Source organism: Bifidobacterium sp. B4081 (assembly GCF_026537335.1).
Lineage (GTDB): Bacteria > Actinomycetota > Actinomycetes > Actinomycetales > Bifidobacteriaceae > Bombiscardovia.
Window position 1 is genome coordinate 1 of the sequence record NZ_JAFNMM010000007.1, and the last position, 18,779, is coordinate 18,779.

The following is an 18,779-nucleotide window of genomic DNA, read 5'->3' on the forward strand; positions in this document are numbered from 1 at the left end:
AGCCACACGGGCGGCACAGATGGCGGCCACACGGGTGGTGGAGCCAGCAGACCCGCACCGGCGCCTGGTTCTTCGTCGAACATTCCCGATCATCTTAGCTTTTGTGGTACGAGCGACGGGAATGAGTTCACTCCCTGTTAGCTGTAAATAAACAATTGAAAGGACAAGGATGGAGAAGGTGTTGCATAAGACGCTGCGGGCGGTTCTAGCACTCATGGCTGCTGTAGCGGCCCTAGCCACCGGAACGATCACCGCCCATGCGGATTCTGGACCGGGGCTGGTGCACGGGTATTACGTGTCCCCTATCTCCATGGGACATCACTTTATAAACTCGCGAGGCGCTGCCGTAGGCATAGTCGCCATGGATGGGGGCAACCCCGTTTATTGCATTCAGTTCGGGGAACCCCTCGCCGGTTTTGGACAATGGCAGGATGCGACTTCGCCAGATCAGCGGATTGCAGCTAACCTTGTTGACCGAAATAAGAGCGACATGAGTGATTTCACCCAGGCAGCAGTTTCCTGGGCCATTCATGATCATCTCAATTTGAACATCAATAATTCCACAGATTTTTGGAATTATTGGAAAGCCAACGGGTCCTTGGACGGGGCCGATAAGAACGCCGTGGGCGCACGGGCCGCGCAGCTGTGGGACGAAGCGGCGACGAACATGCCCGCGAGCGCCCAGATGTCATACAAGTACACGCAAGGAAAAAGGCGTGGGACCGTTAATCCTGGATTGAAGAACGGCTATGGGCAGTGGATCGCCGAGGTACAATATACGTTTACCGATTTGAACAATAAGATTCGATTCGGTGAGACTGGTACGAATACTATTTCCGGCGTTACCAATGGGTAGGAGGAGCACATTGCTTGGACTGCCATAGGAAACGGTATTACTAATGTACAAATTCGTTGGAAAGTCCCCCTGGGTGCGATAAATGACTCTCCAGAGCAAAAAAATATGCCGGCAAAGATCCGGATACACAAACGTCCAATATAGAATTTCAGGTGCGCAGGGACTTCCAGCCTACGGTGACCACGCAGGAGTCCTCCAAGGAACTAAAGCACGGACAGACAGTGACCGACAGGGTCACCTCCGACGTGAGGCAACGAAGGATTTGACGAGCTTCTCCGTGCCCAGGCCATTGATCAAACCAAGGCCCAAAGATGAGTTGATGAGCGCCACAAAGGAATGCAATTTGCAGTGTACAATCAAAACTATTAAGACAACAATGGCGACAATGCCGCCGAGAACTGGAAACATGACACTCTTTCCTTGAATGTATGACCAAAAGACGGCCCCGGAACCGTGAGGATGCCGGGGCACGTCGAACAGTCAGGGAAGCAGATGACATCCGTTGTCGATCCTTTTCACCTGACCGTCGGTAAGCTTTTGACGACCAGGGATTGACCCTGTTTGATCCCATGGCGCAGGCAATGTAGAAAACAACCGACAGTTCGGCGTGATGGGAACAGGCATCTGCTATCGCTGTGAAAACCTTGACCCAATCGCTTGGGTCGACCTTGGTCATGGATCTACCGTCCGCTCCTTGCAGAGGCTCCCTATTCAAGCAAGCGGCGATCACTGGCTTATTGATCTCATGGCTACGCTCATGAAAGCACTACCTTGCCGGCATTGCACTGTTCTTCGCTGGCCGAATCGTTCAGTACGGGACTTACGGCTGGACAATCATAGCGAATGAGACCGCTTCTGGGTCTGGAGTACCCAGATCCTTGCCGCCATGGGCTTTCGCACGACTCTTCTTGGAAGCATATCGGCTGTCTCCTCAGAGCCCACTGGCGAGCGCCTCCTGCAGCATGACTCCAAGTATTTGTTAGCGATTCTTTGCAGCACGTAAAAGATTTCACAAAAGGATGCATGGCATTGATCATGGTCTTGTCTCCCGGTTTTGCCCCGCCAAACTCGATAAGCTGCTTATCAGCGTCGCGCCAGCCCTCTTCAACCTCCGCATTGCTGGGTCTCGATGAATCCGGAGGATAACCTGCCAGGGATGTCGGCAATTCGCCTCAGAACGCTCCTTATATGCCGTCTGCCTTATGAGCCCAAGCTTCAGCCGCTTCCTTCAATACAGTTCGGTAACCGGGCCCAGTTGCAATTGCTTCATTTGCAGCTTTTGACTCTGCTCCAGCGCCGCGCTGCATGCCGAGTCCATGATCCCCGTCACCCGTCATCGTATCTATTCGTCCCAAATAATCCACAGTGTCGACAACGCATTGCATCACAGTCAGCATGATTCTGGCCATGCTTTGAGCAGCCTGTTTTGACTCCGGAGCGTCCTGCTGTTCTCTTTCAGTCGGACCATCCTCCTGTACAGACACTTCAGCATCTATATCCGTCTGATTTGCATCTGTACGATCGCCCAGAGGCAAAGCCGGCGTCTCAGCGGAAGCACACCAAAGAGGCTCCAAGTCCTTATCCAGCCAGCACAAGGACAGCGTCAATCCGCTCGTAACAAAACTGGTGCAAAAAACACCCCCATCAGAGGCTGGATCAGTCGCACACTCAGCTGTGGCAAAGGCCGCTGGACAGCATCGTATACGGCAAAGAGCTCATCAGACTTAAGAGCGCCCAAGCCGTTAAGAATGGGAGCTACATGCGTCCCATGCATCTGCGGTCCTCGGGTCTTTCATCCATGAGACATCGGACCAGCATATCCGCCAAACCGCCGATAGTTGGCCGATCTGTTTGACCGTTTCCAGGCTCTCCCTGTATTCCGAGCCCTAGCGACATACGGCCTTCAGGGACTCTGAACACTAATTTGTCAGACCCGGACAGTTTGCACACGCAAAGTGCAACACCCAAGCTTCGTGTGCAAGCATTGGCACGTATGGCCAAGGCTTCCACAGGATCCAGGTCCATTCCCGCCGCACAAACGGCTCCAGCGATTTTGAAAGCCGCCATATCACCCGCTATGCCTCGGTGATCCTGGATTCGATCTGGAGGGGAGGAATACAGGTCATCGTTAACCGGCAGAACCCGTACATCATGGCCTTCAGCATGAAGCATACGTGCAGCCTGGTTGAAATTCAGTCGATCTCCCTCGTAGTCACCGAAGATGCGGATTATGCCTCACCCTTGATCGGCTCTACGGCAAACGTCAACAACCTGCCTGGTGGACGGAGATGCGAATATATTGCCTAGCAAGGCCGGCTGAGCCATACCCGGCCCTACGAGTCCCGCGAATGCCGGATAATGTCCCATGCCTCCTACGATTACCAGCGCAAACTGATTATTCCTGGAACGTGCAGAACAGATCACGCCACCCGGGCATGCTTTGACATACCCGGAATTGGCCTGGACGAATCCTCTGATCGATTCGGCTGCAAATTCACCGACATCGTCATTCTGACACGTCATCGTGCGCAGTCCTCTCTGTCCACGAGCTCTTCACCCGGAAAGGTAGCGAGCCCAAGAGCATGACACTGGGCTCTTCTGTTTTTCAGATCCGCTTCAGGACATCGCCATCCCCTATGGCACTTTCAGCAATAGCAAAACACCCATCAGAAGCGAACAATTTATGCATTAATAGCGATATCCAGTATGAAATACCAAGTATTTGTGGGTATTTTTTCATTTATTAGGTATTCATTGGTATATGAATAAATGAAAAAACATGCTGTATGAACAGCCAGGCGTTTGGATATGGTTCGCATCGAGCAGGTCAATCAGCCCATAAAATCCACCACGATTCAGACCATGCCACAATGCACGCCTGTATTTGTGTGTGGAGCAATCCCGCCTACTGCCGGAACAGATGTGCTGCCGTCGCTGCAGTAGAAGGTGTAGGTCGCATCCCCCCACTACATGCTCACGGTTGAGCTCTTCGCGATCATGACGGGACAGCGCTCCCGAACTAAACAAAGGACTGGGCGTGGCCTCATACGGAGTGCCGGCAAAGGTTATGATCAGATCCAAGGAACGGCGCAATTCCAGCATCTGACGAATGCTGGTCTCTTTCCACATCAACTCACGAGTTTCACTGCAATCGAAGATGGCAAGGGCAGGGAACAAATGAACTTGAGCGTCATATGTGGTGCCAAAGGGAGTGAGAATTTGAGTAAAATAATTTCCCCCAAAGGAAAGCATATTCCCGAAACCATGAGGCTGCAGAATCTCAACACCCGATAGATGCTTCAGTATCAGCTGAAGGAAAGAGATTCTGTCGTACGACCCCACGCAACCCCGATGACCATATGGGAATGCACCATCTTCCAAATCTGCTATTTAGCGGCATCCCCTACGGCAACCCTTCGCCTGATAGCATCCGATATCTCAACAGGACCCACAACAACTGCGTGGATATGAACATCTCCTCAAGGTGATGCCTCGGATCGAGCGCTGAGCCCTCCTGACGATTGATGGTGGACTCAATTATGTGGCGACGTTTTCGCCTCAGACAGCAGAAGTGAGACAGTTGACGCGGACACATCAAGCTCTTTTGCCACGGCAGCAACTATCATGCCATGCACCCAATAGAGTTCAGCGGCATCCGCCATCCTGCTTCTGGCAACATCAGGGTGTAAAACGATTAAATGATACCCTCTACCCAGCTCTTTGAAGCTGTTTCAAGGGTACCGCCTTATTTTCCGAGATCCTGAGGCTCTGGTTTGGTCCCGTCGTGGATGAAGTAGACGTCATACCAGGTCAGGAAAGAATAGACGGTCCAGATCTTACGGCGGGCGTCGTTGCGCTTGGCATAGTTGTCGTCCAGCATGCGCAGCAAAGCCTCCTGATCGAAGAACTCTGACACCCACTCTTGCTCGAATAAAGTGCGGACCAGTCGGTAATAACGCTCCTGATGCAGCCAGTCCCGGATGGGCACGGGGAAGCCCAGCTTCTCCCTGGCGGACCACTCGCGGGGAATATGACGGTCAGCAGCCTTGCGGAAGGCGAATTTGGTGTTCTGATCAGTGATCAGATATTTGGTGGGCACCTTCTCTGCCACATCCATCAGCTTGCGATCCAGTAGAGGCACCCGCAGCTCCAGGGAATGGGCCATGGTCATCTTATCGGCCTTGAGCAGGATGTCCCCGGGCATCCACTGGTGCATGTCCAGGTACTGCTTCTTCTTGAGCTCAGACAGGCTGCGCCCCTTGAGCCGGGCATAGATTCGTCCAGTGATCTCAGAGACACGGGGAGCCTTGCGGTATGCCAGCTTGAGCAACCTGCCGGCCTCCTCCTCGTCGAACACCTTGGCCTGACCGATGAAGCTCTCCTCGGCGGGGGCCAGGTTGGCATACAAGTGCCAGGCCCCGTGGAAGTGCTTGCCCTTGGCCCAGCGTCCGATGGCATATCGGGCTTTGCGGGGCAGTCGGCCCAGGAGACGGGTGACATCCTTGATGATCCGCGAGCGCGTATGCACGCCATAATCTATATAGCCCGCGAAGAGCTCGTCGGCGCCCTCCCCGCTCAGGACCACACGCAGGTCTCGGCTGGCCAGCTCGGAAAGGAAGAAGAGCGGCACGCAGGAGGGGTTGGAGTCAGGTTCGTCCATGTACCACTGAATCTGCGGGAAGTAGCTGAAGGCCTGGTCGCCGTCCAGGGACTCGGTAGTGTTGTTGAGCTTGAGTATGGAGGCCAGCTCGCCAGCCTGGTCGGACTCGTTGTAGGTTCCCTTGCCGAAGCCGATCGAATAGGTGTGCCTGGGGCGTGCCAGGGCTGCGACATAGCTGGAGTCCACCCCGGAGGAGAGGAAGGAGCCCACCTCCACATCAGCCACCTGGTGGGCCTTGACCGAATCCTGGACGGTCTGGTCAATGGAGTCGACCAGGTCCTTCAGATCCTGCTTGCTCTCCCCAAAGGCCGGGTCGTAATACTGGTGGATGTCCATTTTCCCATCCCGGAAGGTGAACCAATGGCCCTCGGGAAGCTTGAATACGCCCTTGAAGAAGGTCTCGGGAAGCGCCGGATACTGGAAGGTCATGTAGGGACGCAGGGCCTGGGTGTTGAGCTCCTTGTGGAAGTCCGGATGCTGCAGGAGGCTCTTGATCTCCGAAGCGTACATGAAGGTGCCGCCCATCCGGGCGTAATAGAAGGGCTTGATGCCGAAGTGGTCCCGGGCCCCGAACAGCTCGCCGCGTCCCCGGTCCCAGATGACGAAGGCAAACATGCCGCGCAGGCGGTTGACCACCTCGTGACCCCACTGCTCGTAGCCATGCAGGATGACCTCGGTGTCGGACTCGGTGGAGAAGGTATGTCCCAGGTCGATCAGCTGGCGGCGCAGTTCACGGTAGTTGTAGATCTCCCCGTTCATGGTGATGGCCATGGAGGAGTCCTCGTTGAAGATGGGCTGGTCGCCGCCCTGCAGGTCGATGATGCTCAGGCGCCGAAAACCCAGAGCCACCCGCCCATCAACGAAATGCCCCTCATTGTCGGGGCCTCGGTGGGCAATGATGTCCGTCATCCGCTTGAGCACGGCCGTTTTTTCCTCGGCAGAGGTGTCGTTGACGAACCCAGCAATTCCGCACATTGGCATGACTCCTTATCGATCCACCAGCAGTCCACAATAGCCCAAAAGGGCAACAGGAAACAGACGGGCCTCACTTATATGTGGACTACGCCGGAACCCCATGGGTGAGAAGCTCCGGCGCGTCACTGGAGGCAGAACGGTCAACGACCGGCTCGGTCTACCAGGGGCAGGTAGTCTCCGTAGCCCTCCTGTTCCATCCGGTCCCGCGGCACGAACCGCAGGGCGGCAGAGTTCATGCAGTAGCGCTGCCCGCCACGGTCAGTCGGACCGTCGTCGAAAACATGTCCCAGATGGATGCCGGTCTGTGCCGTCCGTACCTCGATCCGGGGCCGGCCCAGCAGCTTGTAGTCCTTGCGGTTGACCAGCAGGTCGGGATCGATGGGCTTGGTGAATGCCGGCCAGCCGCAGCCCGAGTCGTACTTATCCGCCGAGGAGAAGAGCGGCTGCCCGCTGACCACGTCTACATAGATGCCCGGACGGAATTCCCCGTCGTAGGCGTTGGTGAAGGGCCGTTCGGTGGCCGAGTGCTGGGTGACCTCGTAGCTTTCAGGGTCCAGGGACCATATGCGCTCGATGTAGCGCTGGCGGGAGGCGGCGTTAGCGATGGCCTCCAGAGGGATGTGGCAGTATCCGCCGGGGTTCTTGAGCAGGTAGTGCTGGTGGGACTCCTCAGCCGGGTAGAAATTGATCAGGGCCTCCACCTGCACAGCGGGATGACGGCCGGTCCTGTGCTCCAGCTCCTCCAGGGCGCGCCGGAAGACGGGCTCCTCCTGCTCGCGATGCTCGGGATCCCAGTAAAGGCCGCTGCGATACTGCCTGCCCCGGTCGTTGCCCTGCCGATCCACCGAGAAAGGGTCGATCAGATCCAGCAGAAGCAGGGTCAGGGTTCGCAGACTGACCGTCTGAGGATCATAGGTCAGTCGCACGCTCTCCACGGCGTCGGTGACACCGCTGCAGACCTGCTCATAGCTGGGGTTGGGCACTGTGGACTGGGCGTATCCCACCTGGGTGTCGATAATCCCGTCCACCTCCTGGAAGAACCGCTCAATGCCCCAGAAGCATCCCCCCGCCAGGACGATCGTGGCCGGGTTGTTGGTCGAAATCTTGTTCTTGTCCATGATTCCTCCTCACATGCCGGTGCATGTCTCCGCATTCAACAGGAGCGGGAGAGCGCCTATTCCGCCTCTCTCGCCTCTTGACAGCCTTTTCACATTGTCGACCAGCCTGCATCTGCGGAGCAAAGGGCGATTATCATTGCTGACCATCTTCGAAACGACGTCAGGAGGAGGGTCATGCAGACGACGCAGGAAGAGGCAGGCGAAGTCGCGAAGCCTTCCGGGACCATCCTGGGCTCCCTAGCCGCGGCCTTCCCACGGACTCTGCCCATCATGGCCGGTTTCCTGGTGCTGGGGATCTCCTACGGTTTTTTGATGACCAGCCGTGGATTCCCTGTGATCTATCCGCTGGCCATGAGCGCCTTGATCTACGCCGGATCCATGGAGTTCGTGACCGTGGACCTGCTCATGTCCACCTTCAATCCCTGGGGCGCACTGATGCTGACCCTGATGGTCAATGCACGGCACCTCTTCTACGGCCTGGCCATGCTGCCGGTCTTTCGAGGGACGGGCCGGAAGAAGCCCTATCTGATTTTCGGCATGTGCGATGAGACCTTCGCCCTGGAATCTGCCGATCCTCACCCGGATGGGACCGACAAGGGCTGGTACCTCTTCTTCGTCACCCTGCTCAACCAGATCTACTGGGTGGGGGGCGCCACCCTGGGCGCTGTGCTGGGCAACCTGGCCAACTTCGACACCAAGGGGCTGGATTTCGTCCTGACCGCCATGTTCCTGGTCCTCTTTCTGGAGCAGTGGCGGCAGGCCGAGGCCCGCCTGCCCGCCATAATTGGTCTGCTAGCCTCACTGGCCTGCCTGCTGGTCTTCGGGCCCGACCGGTTCATCATCCCGTCCATGGTGGTCATCCTGGCCATCTTCATCCTCTTGGACTTCCACAGCCAGAGGGAGGCCTCATGACCACCACGCAGCAACTGATCACCATAGGCATTGTGGTCCTGGGAACCATGGCCACCAGATTCCTGCCCTTCATCATCTGGCCGGAGGGGCGTCGGCCGCCGGCCCTGGTGACCAGACTGGGGCGACTGTTGCCCGCCGCCGTCATGGGACTGCTGGTGGTCTATTCGCTCCGGCACACCAACCTGGTCGGAGGCGACCACGGGATCTATGAAGCCCTGGCTCTGCTGGTCACGACCCTGGTCCACCTGCGCTGGCGGAACATGATGGTCAGCATCGCCTGCGGGACCCTGACCTACATGGCCTTGGTACAGGGGTGGCTGACCTTCCTGGTCGGTCTGGCTGGTCTGGGATGATGGAGGCGCCTCCAAGGGACAAGCGCAGAAAGAAGACTCTCATGCAGGATGACGGTCAGTCGGGCGAGACTGTCCAGGCGCCGCTCTGCCGTATCTGGGGTGCCGGACAGTACTTCGGACAAGAGATGGCGCGCGGCGGACAGGCCCTGGTCATCGCGGCGGACGGCGGACTGGAGCCGGCCCTGGAGCACGGGGACGAGCCCGAACTGGTCGTGGGCGACTTCGATTCCCTGCCCGCCGGTAGCCGAAAGCTGCGTACAGACATCCCCCGCCGGGTCCTGCCTGCCGAAAAGGACGACACGGACCTGCTGGCTGCGGTCAAGGTGGGCTGGCGGCGGGGCTGCCGACGATTCCTTATATATGGCGGCCTGGGCGGACGCATGGACCACACGCTGGCCAACCTGAACCTGATCCATCTGATTGCCGCAAGCGGGGGCCGGGCCGAACTCTGGGGCCAGGGAATGCTGGTCACTGCCCTTGGCCCTGGAAGCCTGGACTTCCCCTCCTGGAACTGCCCGCCCAGGTCCATGGTCTCCGTCCTGGCTGCCGGCGACCAGGCTCTGGACGTGGTCGAGCAGGGCCTCAAATACCAGACGGATGGCATGACCATGACCAACCAGCAGGTAACCGGCGTCAGTAACGAGTTCCTGCCCGGCAGACCGGCCCACATAGCCCTGAAGCAGGGAACCGTGTTCGTCACCTACCCCATCTCGGCGCCCGAGCCGGTCTGGATCACCAGCCTGGAAGCCAAGGCTGACCTGGGCTCCCTGGAGACCCGGCCCTCCCGGCGACTGGCCTGAGCCTCTTTTGACCTGGAACTCCATTTGGAAAGGAAAATACATGACAGCTGCTTCAACCACGCAGTCAGCGACCCCGACAGCCCGGCACCCGCTCTTCATCTGCTACAGCCGCTGCTCCACCTGCGCCAAGGCCCGCACCTGGCTGCGTGACCACAATGTGGACTTCACCGAGAGAGACATCAAGGAGGACCGCCCCACCCAGGAGGAACTCACCACCTGGCTGGACATGAGCGGCCTGCCCGTCCGGCGATTCTTCAACACCTCAGGCCAGGCTTATCGCAACCAGGGACTGAGCAAACGCCTGCCGCAGATGGACACGGAGCAGGCTCTGCAGCTGCTGTCGACCGACGGCATGCTGGTCAAGCGTCCCATCCTGCTGGATGGCCGGCATGTTTTGGTTGGATTCCGTCAGCAGCAGTGGGAGGATTGGCTGGCTGATACGAACGAAAATCCTCACAATTCCTGATCGTTTTGTTGTGCAAACAAACAACAAAACCTACCATTTTGTTTGTTCGTTTTTTCCTTTGCATAACCAGTGTAATCGCTTGCTATAAGTACACAGGGTTCTATAAACTATGAGATGTTATCAGTAATCGGCCATATACGGTCCGGTATTTTTTGTGCTGTATACGGCCAATCTCCAAGGGAGAATTGAATGACAGTAAAGATTGGCATCAACGGATTCGGACGTATCGGTCGTCTGGCCTTCCGGCGCATCTTTGAGCTCCAGGCCCGCGGCGGCGACGCCTCCAACATCGAGGTGGCCGCCATCAACGATCTGACCACCCCGGCCATTCTGGCCTATTTGCTCAAGTATGACAGCACCCAGGGCAACTTCCGCCACGACGACGGCACACCGGTTTCGGTCACCTCCACCGACACCGCCATTGTGGTGGACGGCAAGGCGTACCCGGTCTACGCCGAGAAGGATGCCAACAACATCCCCTGGGTCAAGAACGACGGCGTGGACTACGTGCTGGAGTGCACCGGCTTCTACACCTCGGCCGAGAAGTCCCAGGCCCATCTGAACGCAGGCGCCAAGAAGGTTCTGATCTCCGCCCCCGCCAAGGACGATACCACCCCTACCGTCGTATACGGAGTCAACCAGGAGACCCTGAAGGCCTCTGACAAGATCATCTCGGCAGGCTCCTGCACGACAGGCTCCATGGCCGCCATGGTCAAGATGCTGGATGACAATTTCGGCATCCGCATCGGCTACATGACCACCATCCATGCCTATACCGGCTCACAGATGCTGCTGGACGGCCCCAAGGGCAACAAGCCCCGCAACACACGCGCTGCAGCGATCAATACCATTGAGCATTCCACCGGCGCCGCCAAGGCCATCGGCAAGGTCGTCCCCTCTGTGGACGGCAAGCTGCAGGGACATGCCCAGCGTGTGGCTGTCCCCTCCGGCTCCGTCACCGAGCTGACCACCGTCCTGGACAAGAAGGTCACCGTCGACGAGATCAACGCTGCGGCCAAGAAGGCCTTCGAGGGCACCGATTATTACGGCTACAACGACGAGGGCATCGTCTCCTCGGATGTGATCGGCGACACTCACGGCGGTGTCTTTGACGCCACCCAGACTGACGTCAACACCCACGGCGATGATCAATTAGTCCGCACCGTCGCCTTCTACGACAACGAGTACGGGTTCACCAGCAATATGATCCGCACCCTGCTCTACTTCGCCGAACTGGGCGACTGAGCATCAGACCGGTTTCTCCGGCCATAGCGATTTCGGGTCCGTTCCCATGCGGGGGCGGGCCCCTTGTCGTAGTCAGCGCCTCCGAGTGAGCGCCCGCATGGCCAAGTCGCAGACCAGGCCGATGACCATGCCCACCAGAAAACCGATGGCCATGACGGCCAAAGGATTGTTCTTCAGCCAGGAGGATGCCAGATACCCCAAGGTCCACATGTAGACGGACCAGAGTAGACCGGCTAGAGCAGCCAGAGGCAGGTAACGGCTGAGCGGATATCGCGCCGCCCCGGCAGTCAGATTGACCACGGTCCTGCCCGAGGGCACGAACCGCGAGGCCAGAGTGAAGAAGCCTCCTCCCTGGAGCAGGGCCCGGTGTGCCCATGAAGCCACAGCCTTGCCTGCGGCACCGCGGAAGACGGCCAGACGGTTCAGCGGGACCAGCCGCCCCAGCTCATAAGCGCAAGCATCGCCGCCCGCAAAGGCCAGGGCGCATACCAGAAAGACCAGGACGGGCAGGGGTCGTCCCGAGGCTCGAAAGGCTGAAGCCGTAGCCAGAACCATGAGTTCCGTGGGTATGGGAATGATCAGCGCATCCAGGAAGGCGGCCAGGAACAGCACAGCCAGCCCCCAGCCACCAGTCACCGCATCAAGCAGCCAGGCATTGACAGCGGTCATGGACGATCCTTTCCACGCAAGGGCGCCAAAAACACCCCCTCAGCCTACCTAAACGGTCAGTACCTTAACATGGAGTCATGAGCAAGAAGAAGCGGCCGGACTCGGATGCCGCGACCCCGGCCATGGCCCAGCTGGAGCGTCTGGGAGTCCCCTTCACCATCCATGAGTACCATCACAGCGCCGACCACATGGACCAGGGGTACGGCATCGAGGCCGCCAAAAAGCTGGGCCTGGACCCGCGCACAGTTTACAAGACCCTGATGGCCGACACGGGCAAGGAACGGGTTATCGGCATTGTTCCAGTTACTGGCCATCTGAACCTCAAACACCTGGCAGCAGCCGTGGGCGCCAAGAAGGCCCGCATGGCCGACAAAGCCCAGGCCGAGCGAGAGAGCGGATACGTCCTGGGCGGCATTTCGCCCTTCGGGCAACGCACCCAGCACCTGACAGTGCTGGACCAGGGCGCTCTAGAGTTTGACACCATCATGGTCTCCGGCGGCAAGCGCGGCATCAGCCTGGGGCTGGACCCGAGGGATCTGATACGTGTCCTCAAAGCCAAAACCGCACCTCTAGCCGCCGACTGAGAGTTTTTAGCGCTGGGCCTGGCCCTGCGGCTGTGGAACTTTCCTGGTTGCCCGGGCGGAGCGCAAGGCGGCAGGCAGGACGAAGCGCATATGCTCGTCGACCGCCCGGGCTCGGGTCACCTGGGAAAACCCTCGGGAAGCCAGAGTCTCCAGCACCCCCTGAACCAGGTCTTCGGGAACCGAAGCACCCGAAGTGAGCCCGACCGAATCCATGTCCTGCAGCCAAGTCGGGTCCAGTTCGCCGGCATCGTCGACCCGGTGGGCCCTCTGCCCGCCTTGACCAGGAAACCGCGTCTCCAGAGCCTGACGGGCCACCTCGACCAGACGCACCGAATTGGAGGAATTGGCCGAGCCCACCACAACCATGCAGTCCGCCTGGCCGGCCACCAGCTTGACAGCCTGCTGCCTGTTCTGAGTGGCATAGCAGATGTCGGAACCCGGCGGCTCCTCCATCCAGGGGAAGCGTCGACGCAGGGCTGCACCCAGGTCGGCGGTCTCATCAAGGCTCAGGGTGGTCTGGGTCAGCATGACCAGCGGGGTGTCGGGCCCAAAATCCAAGGCCTTAATATCAGCCTCATGCTCGACCAGGTGAACCCGGTCCGGGGCCTCCCCCATGACTCCCACAGCCTCGTCGTGCCCACGGTGGCCTATGTAGATGATCGAGTAGCCGTCGCGAACGAAGCGCTGGACCTCCCGGTGGACCTTGCTGACCAGAGGGCATGAGGCATCGACCACGCGCATCCCCCGCCGCCGGGCCTCCTTGACGACCGAGGGGGCGATTCCATGGGCCGAGAAGACCACGGGCACTCCGGCACGAACGGCCTGGTCGGGAATCTGGTCCAGCTCATCCACGAACACGGCCCCCCGCCGTGACAGGTCTTCAACCACATGCCGGTTATGGACTATCTGCCGGCGCACGTATACCGGAGGCAAACCCTGATCCTGGCGAGGGTTGTCTGCATCCAGGATGGTCTGCACAGTCTGGATGGCTCGGTCCACCCCCGCGCAGAATCCGCGCGGATTAGCAAGGATGACCCGCCCATGCCCCTGCAGGGTCGGCTGTCCGCACACGGTGGTCCGAAATCCTGCCACTGCCGCTCCTTATCGATGTCAATCCGGACGGTTCCGGACGCTGCAGGTCCATGGTAGAAAGCCTGGACAGCCCCCGGTAGTCCATACGCCACTCTTTCACCAAGAAGCCAAGACCACTGAGGCGCTAGGATGGTGGCGTACCAAGCATCAACGGCACTATGGAAGTGGGAGCATGCATACGAACGAAATGATGGGCGGGGCCCTGCCCCGGACAGGACAGCAGTACAGCATCCGTCACGGGGACTACGAAGCGGTGGTGACGGAGCTGGGTGCCATACTGCGGGTTCTGAAATACCGGGGAAAGGACCTGCTGGCCTCCTTTGACTCGGATGGAACCGTACCCTGCAGCAACGGGAACGTGCTGGTCCCCTTCCCTAACCGGATTGAGGACGGCACCTACGAATTCCAAGGCCACACCTACACCTTGCCCATTGACGAGCATGACCGGAACACCGCTATTCACGGATACGGCTACCGGGCCTACTGGCACCTGCAGGTTCTGTCCGAGGACTCCGTCAGCCTCTCCTGGCGGGTGCCCGACATGGCCGGATACCCCTTCGACGTGGTGGTCAGCGTCACCTACGCCCTGGACGACCAGGGGCTGACCATGACCACCCGGGCCCTGAACCTAGGCGACGAGGCTGCACCCTGGGCCTTCGGCATCCACCCCTGGCTGGCCAATGGCAAGCGGGGCGTCGGGGACCAGGTCCAGAAGGACAACGCCCCCTGCACCCTGTCCATCCCCTGCCGCACTCACGTGGTGGTCGATCCGGACAGGCTGCTGCCCACCGGCACCGAACCCGTCCAGGGACGAACCGATCTGCGCCAGGGTTCTGTGCTGGGCGAGGATGCGGACTTCGACGATGCCTGGACCGATGTGGAGCGGGACGATGACGGCACCTGCTCGGCCTGGTTCACCCGGCCGGACGGCATCCGCATTCAGCTCTGGGGCGATGAGACCATCACTTCATGGCAGGTATGCACCGGGACCGGCTTCGACGCTGGCATGCGTCCGGCCGGCGTTGCCGTGGAGCCCATGACCGCCTACGCCAACGCTTTTCGGACAGGCCGGAATCTGGTGATTCTTCAGCCTGCCGCCGTCTACACCACCCAGGTGGGATACCGGGCACAAAAGGTCTGAGCTGTCTGGCCGGTCGACAAAGGTCAGCCCGGTGTGCGATAATCGGCAAGGCTTATAGGTTCATCAGTAGCAAAGGAGTCCAATCATGGGCATGCGCGGACGCAAGCGCAGGGATCGCCGCAAGAAGGCCGCCAACCACGGCAAGAGGCCGAACACCTGATCGTCTGCCCCGGCACCAACGGTGCCGGGGTTTTGCATATATACGTAAAAACCATGGCTGCATACGCATGACCATGATTTCTGCAATAGCCTGAATGACCAGCAGAACCGAGCTCTGCCAAGAAGCCGGCTGGATCTACTTGTCTATATTGCGATCCGGGATCCCCTGTTCAAGTTCGTCCATCTGGTCGAACATGTGCCTGAGCCGATCCAGCAGACAGTCCGGCGCGTACTCAGGGCGCAGATACCGACGCAACTCCTCGATGACCATGCGCTCCCGATCGTCGCAGCAGGATTCCGGATCGAAGCAGTCGCTGGGATCCACGCAGGAGGCATCCTGATAGATGCGCAGGCTGGTGTGGGACACCCTGACGGAGCCGCCGTCATCGTAGGCGTAGTGACTCATCTCCACGCGTCCGTCCATGCTCCTGCCCACTTCCTGGTACCCGATCTTCGGGGGCCCTCAGTGCCCCTTGGTGCTGATCTCTTTTTTTATACTAGGCTTGGCAGCACCAGCACCATGTCGTTCCGCTGAGGGCTTGCCTGCAGCACCGCGCCCCTGCTGGTAGCCGCGCTCCTGGGCATATCGCTCCAGCTCCTGGCGCAACTGCGAGCGCGCCCGGTTCAGCCGGCTCATGACCGTGCCGATCTTGATGCCCTCCTCGTCGGCCACCTGCTGGTAGCTCTTGCCGTCGATGGCGGCATCGATGAAGACCCGCCGGCGTTCCGGGCTGAGCCGGTTCAGGGCGGCCATGATCTCCTCGGGGGCGAAGGTCTCCATGTACTCCTGCTCGGCGGATTTGAGCCCCTCGGATCCGTGCTCCGAAGCCGAATAGATGTCCCAGTCGTTGTACTCGCCCGTCGAGTCGTTGGCCCTCTGGGGGCGCCGCTTGGCCTTGTGATACTGGTTGAAGTAGGCGTTGCGTTCAATGGTGGTCATCCAGGCCTCAAAGTTGCTGCCCGGCTGGAAGCGGTCGAAAGCCTTGAATCCGCGCTCGAAAGTGTCCTGGACCAGATCCTGGGCGTCGTCGGGGTTGTTGGTCAGGCGCATGGCCTGGCGGTACAGCACATCCACCGCAGGCATGGCCAGGGCCTCGAATTGACGTTTTCTGCTTTCGAGCTCGCTGGTATCTGCCACACCCCTATTGTGCCATCCCCCCTCGCCTGTTGCAGTTTTGACCCGGTCGCGGGCCGGTCGGTCCTCGGTTACCATAATGACTGAGGAGAAATCACGCTTATGGAAAACACCGAGTATCCAAGCATGGAGCAGGCGCTTCAGTCCGCCCCGCAGCAAGAGGGGTCGACTCGCCTGGGGGACTCCTGGCTTCTGGGGTTCGACACCGAGACCACGGGCACCAGACCGGGCAAGGATGGCATTGTTTCGGCCAGCCTGGTTCTGCGCGACCCGACCAAGGGCTACTCAGGGGATGCAATAGCCACCTGGATAGTCAATCCGCACCGGCATATCAGCAAGGGGGCGAGTCGGGTCAACGGGTTCACTGATCAGCAGCTGGCCGCCGAGGGCATGGAGCCTGAGCTGGCCACCGAGCAGATGGCCGGATTCATTGCCCGCGCCCAGGATAAGCGCATCCCCCTGCTGGCCTACAATGCCCCCTTCGACGTGCAGATGCTGGACGGGGACATCGCCCGCTGGTGCGCGGGTTCGGCCAAGCCCCTAAGCAAGGGCGATCTGCTGGTGGTGGACCCTCTGGTCCTGGACAGGGAGATCTCCCATCGGTCGGGCCGCCGCACTCTGGGGCTGACCAGCGAGTACTACGGCGTCATCCCGCATGGGAACTTCCACAATGCCACGGCGGATACGGTTGCGGCCGTAGATCTGATCAAGCCCATGACCACCCTCTTCCCCCAGGTGGCCCGAATCACCATGGACTCCCTTATGGACTGGCAGCGACAGGCGCAGGCCAAGTGGCGGGACCGCTTCAACCAGCACCTGATCTCCCAGGGCCGCCGCCCGGTCACCGACTCCTGGCTCTGAGGCTCAGCTCCAAGACCGATGCGCTCCCTGCTTTTGTCCATTCAGTCAAGGAGTCGTCGGATCCTCCTGCCTTGGCCTTGCGGCGGTTTAGACTTGTTTCCGGTCTCGATCGGGATCACCAATCGGGGCGGAACCAGCTGCAGTGACACACATACAGACAGGGGGAAGCCGGCATGGGACTGACGATGGCTTCAACTTTGGAGCTGCTGCGCGAACATAGTCAACTGCGCGAGGTGATTCGGGGTGACCAGTGGACCTTGAATGCTCCAGAAGACACCCAGTCGTCCAAGCCCTTCACCGACATCACCTACGACACCCGCCAGGCTGGACCAGGCAGTCTGCTCTTCTGCAAGGGCCGCTTCCTACCCGAATATCTGGATGCTTGCGATCCCGAGGGGCCGAAGGCCTATGTGGCCCAGCAGGACCTGTCCGCCCGCACCAAGGCCCCGGGGATCATCGTCAACGACGTGCGCAAATCCATGAGCCTGCTGGCCGCTGCCTTTTATGAGTATCCCCAGGAACAGTTGACACTGGTGGGAATCACCGGAACCAAGGGCAAGACCACCACCGCTTACTTCCTGCAGGCCATGCTGTCCAGGCTCTCCGAAGGTCGCGCCGCCCTGCTTTCCTCGGTGGACAACTGCCTGGACGGTCGGCACTATCAGGAATCCGAGCTGACCACTCCCGAGTCGCTGGACCTCTTTCGGATGATGCGCCAGGCGGCAGACGCCGGCATGCGCTACCTGGTCATGGAGGTCTCCTCCCAGGCCTACAAGGTGGACCGAGTCTACGGGCTGACATTCGACTTGGGGGCATTCCTGAACATCTCCCCCGACCATATCAGCCCCATCGAGCACCCCAGCTTCGAGGATTACTTCTACTGCAAGCGCCGCATAACCTACAACAGCCGGCAGCTGGTTCTGGGAGCCGATGCTCGCGGAGCCGACCTGATCTTTCAAGATGCCCGCGCCGCCAGCGTTCCGGTGACGACATTCGGCGATGGAACCCGGCAGGCCGACTTCCTGGCTCGCAAGGCTCCCGGGAAGGTAGGCGACTACCTGATAGGACCTTCCGGCGGAGCCATGAGGCCGGTCAGCCTGTCCATGGACGGGGATTTCAACGCTCTGAACGCGACCGCTGCCCTGGCCATGCTAACCAGTCTGGGTCTAGAGCCTGATGCCTGCGCCCTCCGGGCCATGGAGAACGTCAGGATCGCTGGCAGGATGGAACGCTTCAAGGCCGACAACCGCGTAGTCTACGTCGACTACGCCCACAACAAGGCCTCGGTCACAGCCCTGCTGGATTTTGTGGACGAGCGCTACGGCGAGTGCAAGCCCCTCATCACCCTGGTCTCCGGTTCCGCTGGCGGCAAGGCCATCGACCGCAGGGAGGGCATAGTCAGCGCCGCCCAGGACCGCGTCGACCGGCTGATCCTGACCGCCGACGACGAGGTTGGGGAGAGCTCGGACCAAGTGGACCGACAGATGCTGGGCTTCGTGACCAATCCAAACCTGGATGCCAGCATCGAACCGGACAGGGTCCAGGCCATCAAACAGGCCTTGGGAGATCCGGGCCTGCCAGGTGACCGTCTGCGGGTCACTCTGGTCATCGGCAAGGGTGAGGAACGTTGGTTCAAGAAAGACGGCGGCCACGTGCCTTATGAGGGCGATGACCACGTAGTGGCGCGCCTTCTGGGCACAAAAAGCTATGACCTGGGAGCCACCGGCGCGGCCACGGTCTGACGATCCCGACA

General features: G+C 59.7%; 21 protein-coding genes and 1 pseudogene. 11 read left to right on the top strand and 11 right to left on the bottom strand.

Annotated elements, in window-relative coordinates; all coding sequences use genetic code 11:
- The first annotated feature begins 169 nt into the window (after positions 1-169).
- The gene (locus J3T92_RS09070) at positions 170-856 is read left to right on the top strand and encodes a hypothetical protein (protein WP_267401202.1); all 687 of its coding nucleotides are present in this window, start codon (positions 170-172) and stop codon (positions 854-856) included.
- A gap of 234 nt (positions 857-1,090) precedes the next feature.
- On the opposite strand, the gene J3T92_RS09560 is transcribed toward J3T92_RS09070, so the two are convergent.
- The 7 genes and pseudogenes from J3T92_RS09560 to msrB all read right to left on the bottom strand — a co-directional run bounded on the left by J3T92_RS09560 (position 1,091) and on the right by msrB (position 7,609).
- Positions 1,091-1,264 carry a hypothetical protein gene (locus tag J3T92_RS09560; protein WP_416378857.1) on the bottom strand — a complete coding sequence of 58 codons (174 nt, stop codon included), beginning with the start codon at positions 1,262-1,264 and terminating at the stop codon, positions 1,091-1,093.
- Positions 1,265-1,611: 347 nt separating this feature from the next.
- A complete protein-coding gene (locus J3T92_RS09565; protein ID WP_416378862.1) occupies positions 1,612-2,022 on the bottom strand; it encodes a DAK2 domain-containing protein in 411 nt (136 codons plus the stop codon).
- Positions 2,023-2,040: 18 nt separating this feature from the next.
- Positions 2,041-2,253 (bottom strand): hypothetical protein, encoded by a 213-nt coding sequence (locus tag J3T92_RS09075; protein WP_267401203.1) that lies wholly within the window; start codon positions 2,251-2,253, stop codon positions 2,041-2,043.
- A 358-nt stretch (positions 2,254-2,611) separates the two neighbouring features.
- Positions 2,612-3,379: pseudogene (locus tag J3T92_RS09570) on the bottom strand (dihydroxyacetone kinase subunit DhaK).
- A 228-nt stretch (positions 3,380-3,607) separates the two neighbouring features.
- Entirely contained in the window at positions 3,608-4,108 is a 501-nt protein-coding gene (locus J3T92_RS09080) for a sugar-binding domain-containing protein (RefSeq protein WP_267401204.1), read from the bottom strand.
- 493 nt (positions 4,109-4,601) lie between these two features.
- Positions 4,602-6,491, bottom strand: a complete 1,890-nt coding sequence (gene asnB / locus J3T92_RS09085; protein WP_267401205.1) for an asparagine synthase (glutamine-hydrolyzing) — start codon at positions 6,489-6,491, stop codon at positions 4,602-4,604.
- 140 nt (positions 6,492-6,631) lie between these two features.
- Positions 6,632-7,609: a peptide-methionine (R)-S-oxide reductase MsrB gene (gene msrB / locus J3T92_RS09090; RefSeq protein ID WP_267401207.1), complete on the bottom strand. Its 978-nt coding sequence runs from the start codon at positions 7,607-7,609 to the stop codon at positions 6,632-6,634.
- A gap of 174 nt (positions 7,610-7,783) precedes the next feature.
- Here msrB and J3T92_RS09095 point away from each other — a divergent pair, with 174 nt between their 5' ends.
- From J3T92_RS09095 to gap, 5 genes are all read left to right on the top strand, one after another.
- Complete coding sequence (locus J3T92_RS09095; protein WP_267401209.1) at positions 7,784-8,521, top strand: AzlC family ABC transporter permease; 738 nt, start codon at positions 7,784-7,786, stop codon at positions 8,519-8,521.
- On the top strand, positions 8,518-8,874 hold the full coding sequence (locus J3T92_RS09100; protein WP_229133061.1) for a branched-chain amino acid transporter permease: 357 nt from the start codon (positions 8,518-8,520) through the stop codon (positions 8,872-8,874). The genes J3T92_RS09095 and J3T92_RS09100 overlap by 4 nt, the downstream gene beginning before the upstream one ends.
- A 41-nt stretch (positions 8,875-8,915) precedes the next feature.
- On the top strand, positions 8,916-9,674 hold the full coding sequence (locus J3T92_RS09105; protein ID WP_267401211.1) for a thiamine diphosphokinase: 759 nt from the start codon (positions 8,916-8,918) through the stop codon (positions 9,672-9,674).
- A gap of 40 nt (positions 9,675-9,714) precedes the next feature.
- The gene (locus tag J3T92_RS09110; RefSeq protein WP_267401212.1) at positions 9,715-10,140 is read left to right on the top strand and encodes an arsenate reductase family protein; all 426 of its coding nucleotides are present in this window, start codon (positions 9,715-9,717) and stop codon (positions 10,138-10,140) included.
- Between the two features lie 189 nt (positions 10,141-10,329).
- Positions 10,330-11,385: a type I glyceraldehyde-3-phosphate dehydrogenase gene (gene gap / locus J3T92_RS09115; protein ID WP_220237104.1), complete on the top strand. Its 1,056-nt coding sequence runs from the start codon at positions 10,330-10,332 to the stop codon at positions 11,383-11,385.
- 72 nt (positions 11,386-11,457) lie between these two features.
- Here gap and J3T92_RS09120 read toward each other — a convergent pair whose 3' ends face one another.
- A complete protein-coding gene (locus tag J3T92_RS09120; protein ID WP_267401214.1) occupies positions 11,458-12,054 on the bottom strand; it encodes a DedA family protein in 597 nt (198 codons plus the stop codon).
- 77 nt (positions 12,055-12,131) lie between these two features.
- Between J3T92_RS09120 and ybaK the strand changes: the two genes are divergently transcribed.
- The gene (ybaK, locus tag J3T92_RS09125) at positions 12,132-12,638 is read left to right on the top strand and encodes a Cys-tRNA(Pro) deacylase (protein ID WP_267401215.1); all 507 of its coding nucleotides are present in this window, start codon (positions 12,132-12,134) and stop codon (positions 12,636-12,638) included.
- A 6-nt stretch (positions 12,639-12,644) separates the two neighbouring features.
- On the opposite strand, the gene J3T92_RS09130 is transcribed toward ybaK, so the two are convergent.
- Positions 12,645-13,730, bottom strand: a complete 1,086-nt coding sequence (locus J3T92_RS09130; RefSeq protein WP_267401216.1) for a 4-hydroxy-3-methylbut-2-enyl diphosphate reductase — start codon at positions 13,728-13,730, stop codon at positions 12,645-12,647.
- A 172-nt stretch (positions 13,731-13,902) separates the two neighbouring features.
- Between J3T92_RS09130 and J3T92_RS09135 the strand changes: the two genes are divergently transcribed.
- Together J3T92_RS09135 and J3T92_RS09575 are read left to right on the top strand one after the other, a co-directional pair.
- On the top strand, positions 13,903-14,871 hold the full coding sequence (locus J3T92_RS09135) for an aldose 1-epimerase family protein (RefSeq protein WP_267401217.1): 969 nt from the start codon (positions 13,903-13,905) through the stop codon (positions 14,869-14,871).
- An 85-nt stretch (positions 14,872-14,956) separates the two neighbouring features.
- On the top strand, positions 14,957-15,031 hold the full coding sequence (locus J3T92_RS09575) for a 50S ribosomal protein bL37 (RefSeq protein WP_099327425.1): 75 nt from the start codon (positions 14,957-14,959) through the stop codon (positions 15,029-15,031).
- 135 nt (positions 15,032-15,166) lie between these two features.
- On the opposite strand, the gene J3T92_RS09140 is transcribed toward J3T92_RS09575, so the two are convergent.
- Both J3T92_RS09140 and J3T92_RS09145 read right to left on the bottom strand, forming a co-directional pair.
- The gene (locus J3T92_RS09140) at positions 15,167-15,454 is read right to left on the bottom strand and encodes a hypothetical protein (protein ID WP_267401219.1); all 288 of its coding nucleotides are present in this window, start codon (positions 15,452-15,454) and stop codon (positions 15,167-15,169) included.
- Positions 15,455-15,493: 39 nt separating this feature from the next.
- Positions 15,494-16,114, bottom strand: a complete 621-nt coding sequence (locus J3T92_RS09145) for a sigma-70 family RNA polymerase sigma factor (RefSeq protein WP_267401267.1) — start codon at positions 16,112-16,114, stop codon at positions 15,494-15,496.
- Between the two features lie 153 nt (positions 16,115-16,267).
- Here J3T92_RS09145 and J3T92_RS09150 point away from each other — a divergent pair, with 153 nt between their 5' ends.
- Together J3T92_RS09150 and J3T92_RS09155 are read left to right on the top strand one after the other, a co-directional pair.
- Positions 16,268-17,026 carry an exonuclease domain-containing protein gene (locus tag J3T92_RS09150; protein WP_267401221.1) on the top strand — a complete coding sequence of 253 codons (759 nt, stop codon included), beginning with the start codon at positions 16,268-16,270 and terminating at the stop codon, positions 17,024-17,026.
- A 173-nt stretch (positions 17,027-17,199) separates the two neighbouring features.
- Positions 17,200-18,768 carry a Mur ligase family protein gene (locus J3T92_RS09155; RefSeq protein WP_267401222.1) on the top strand — a complete coding sequence of 523 codons (1,569 nt, stop codon included), beginning with the start codon at positions 17,200-17,202 and terminating at the stop codon, positions 18,766-18,768.
- Positions 18,769-18,779 lie beyond the last annotated feature (11 nt).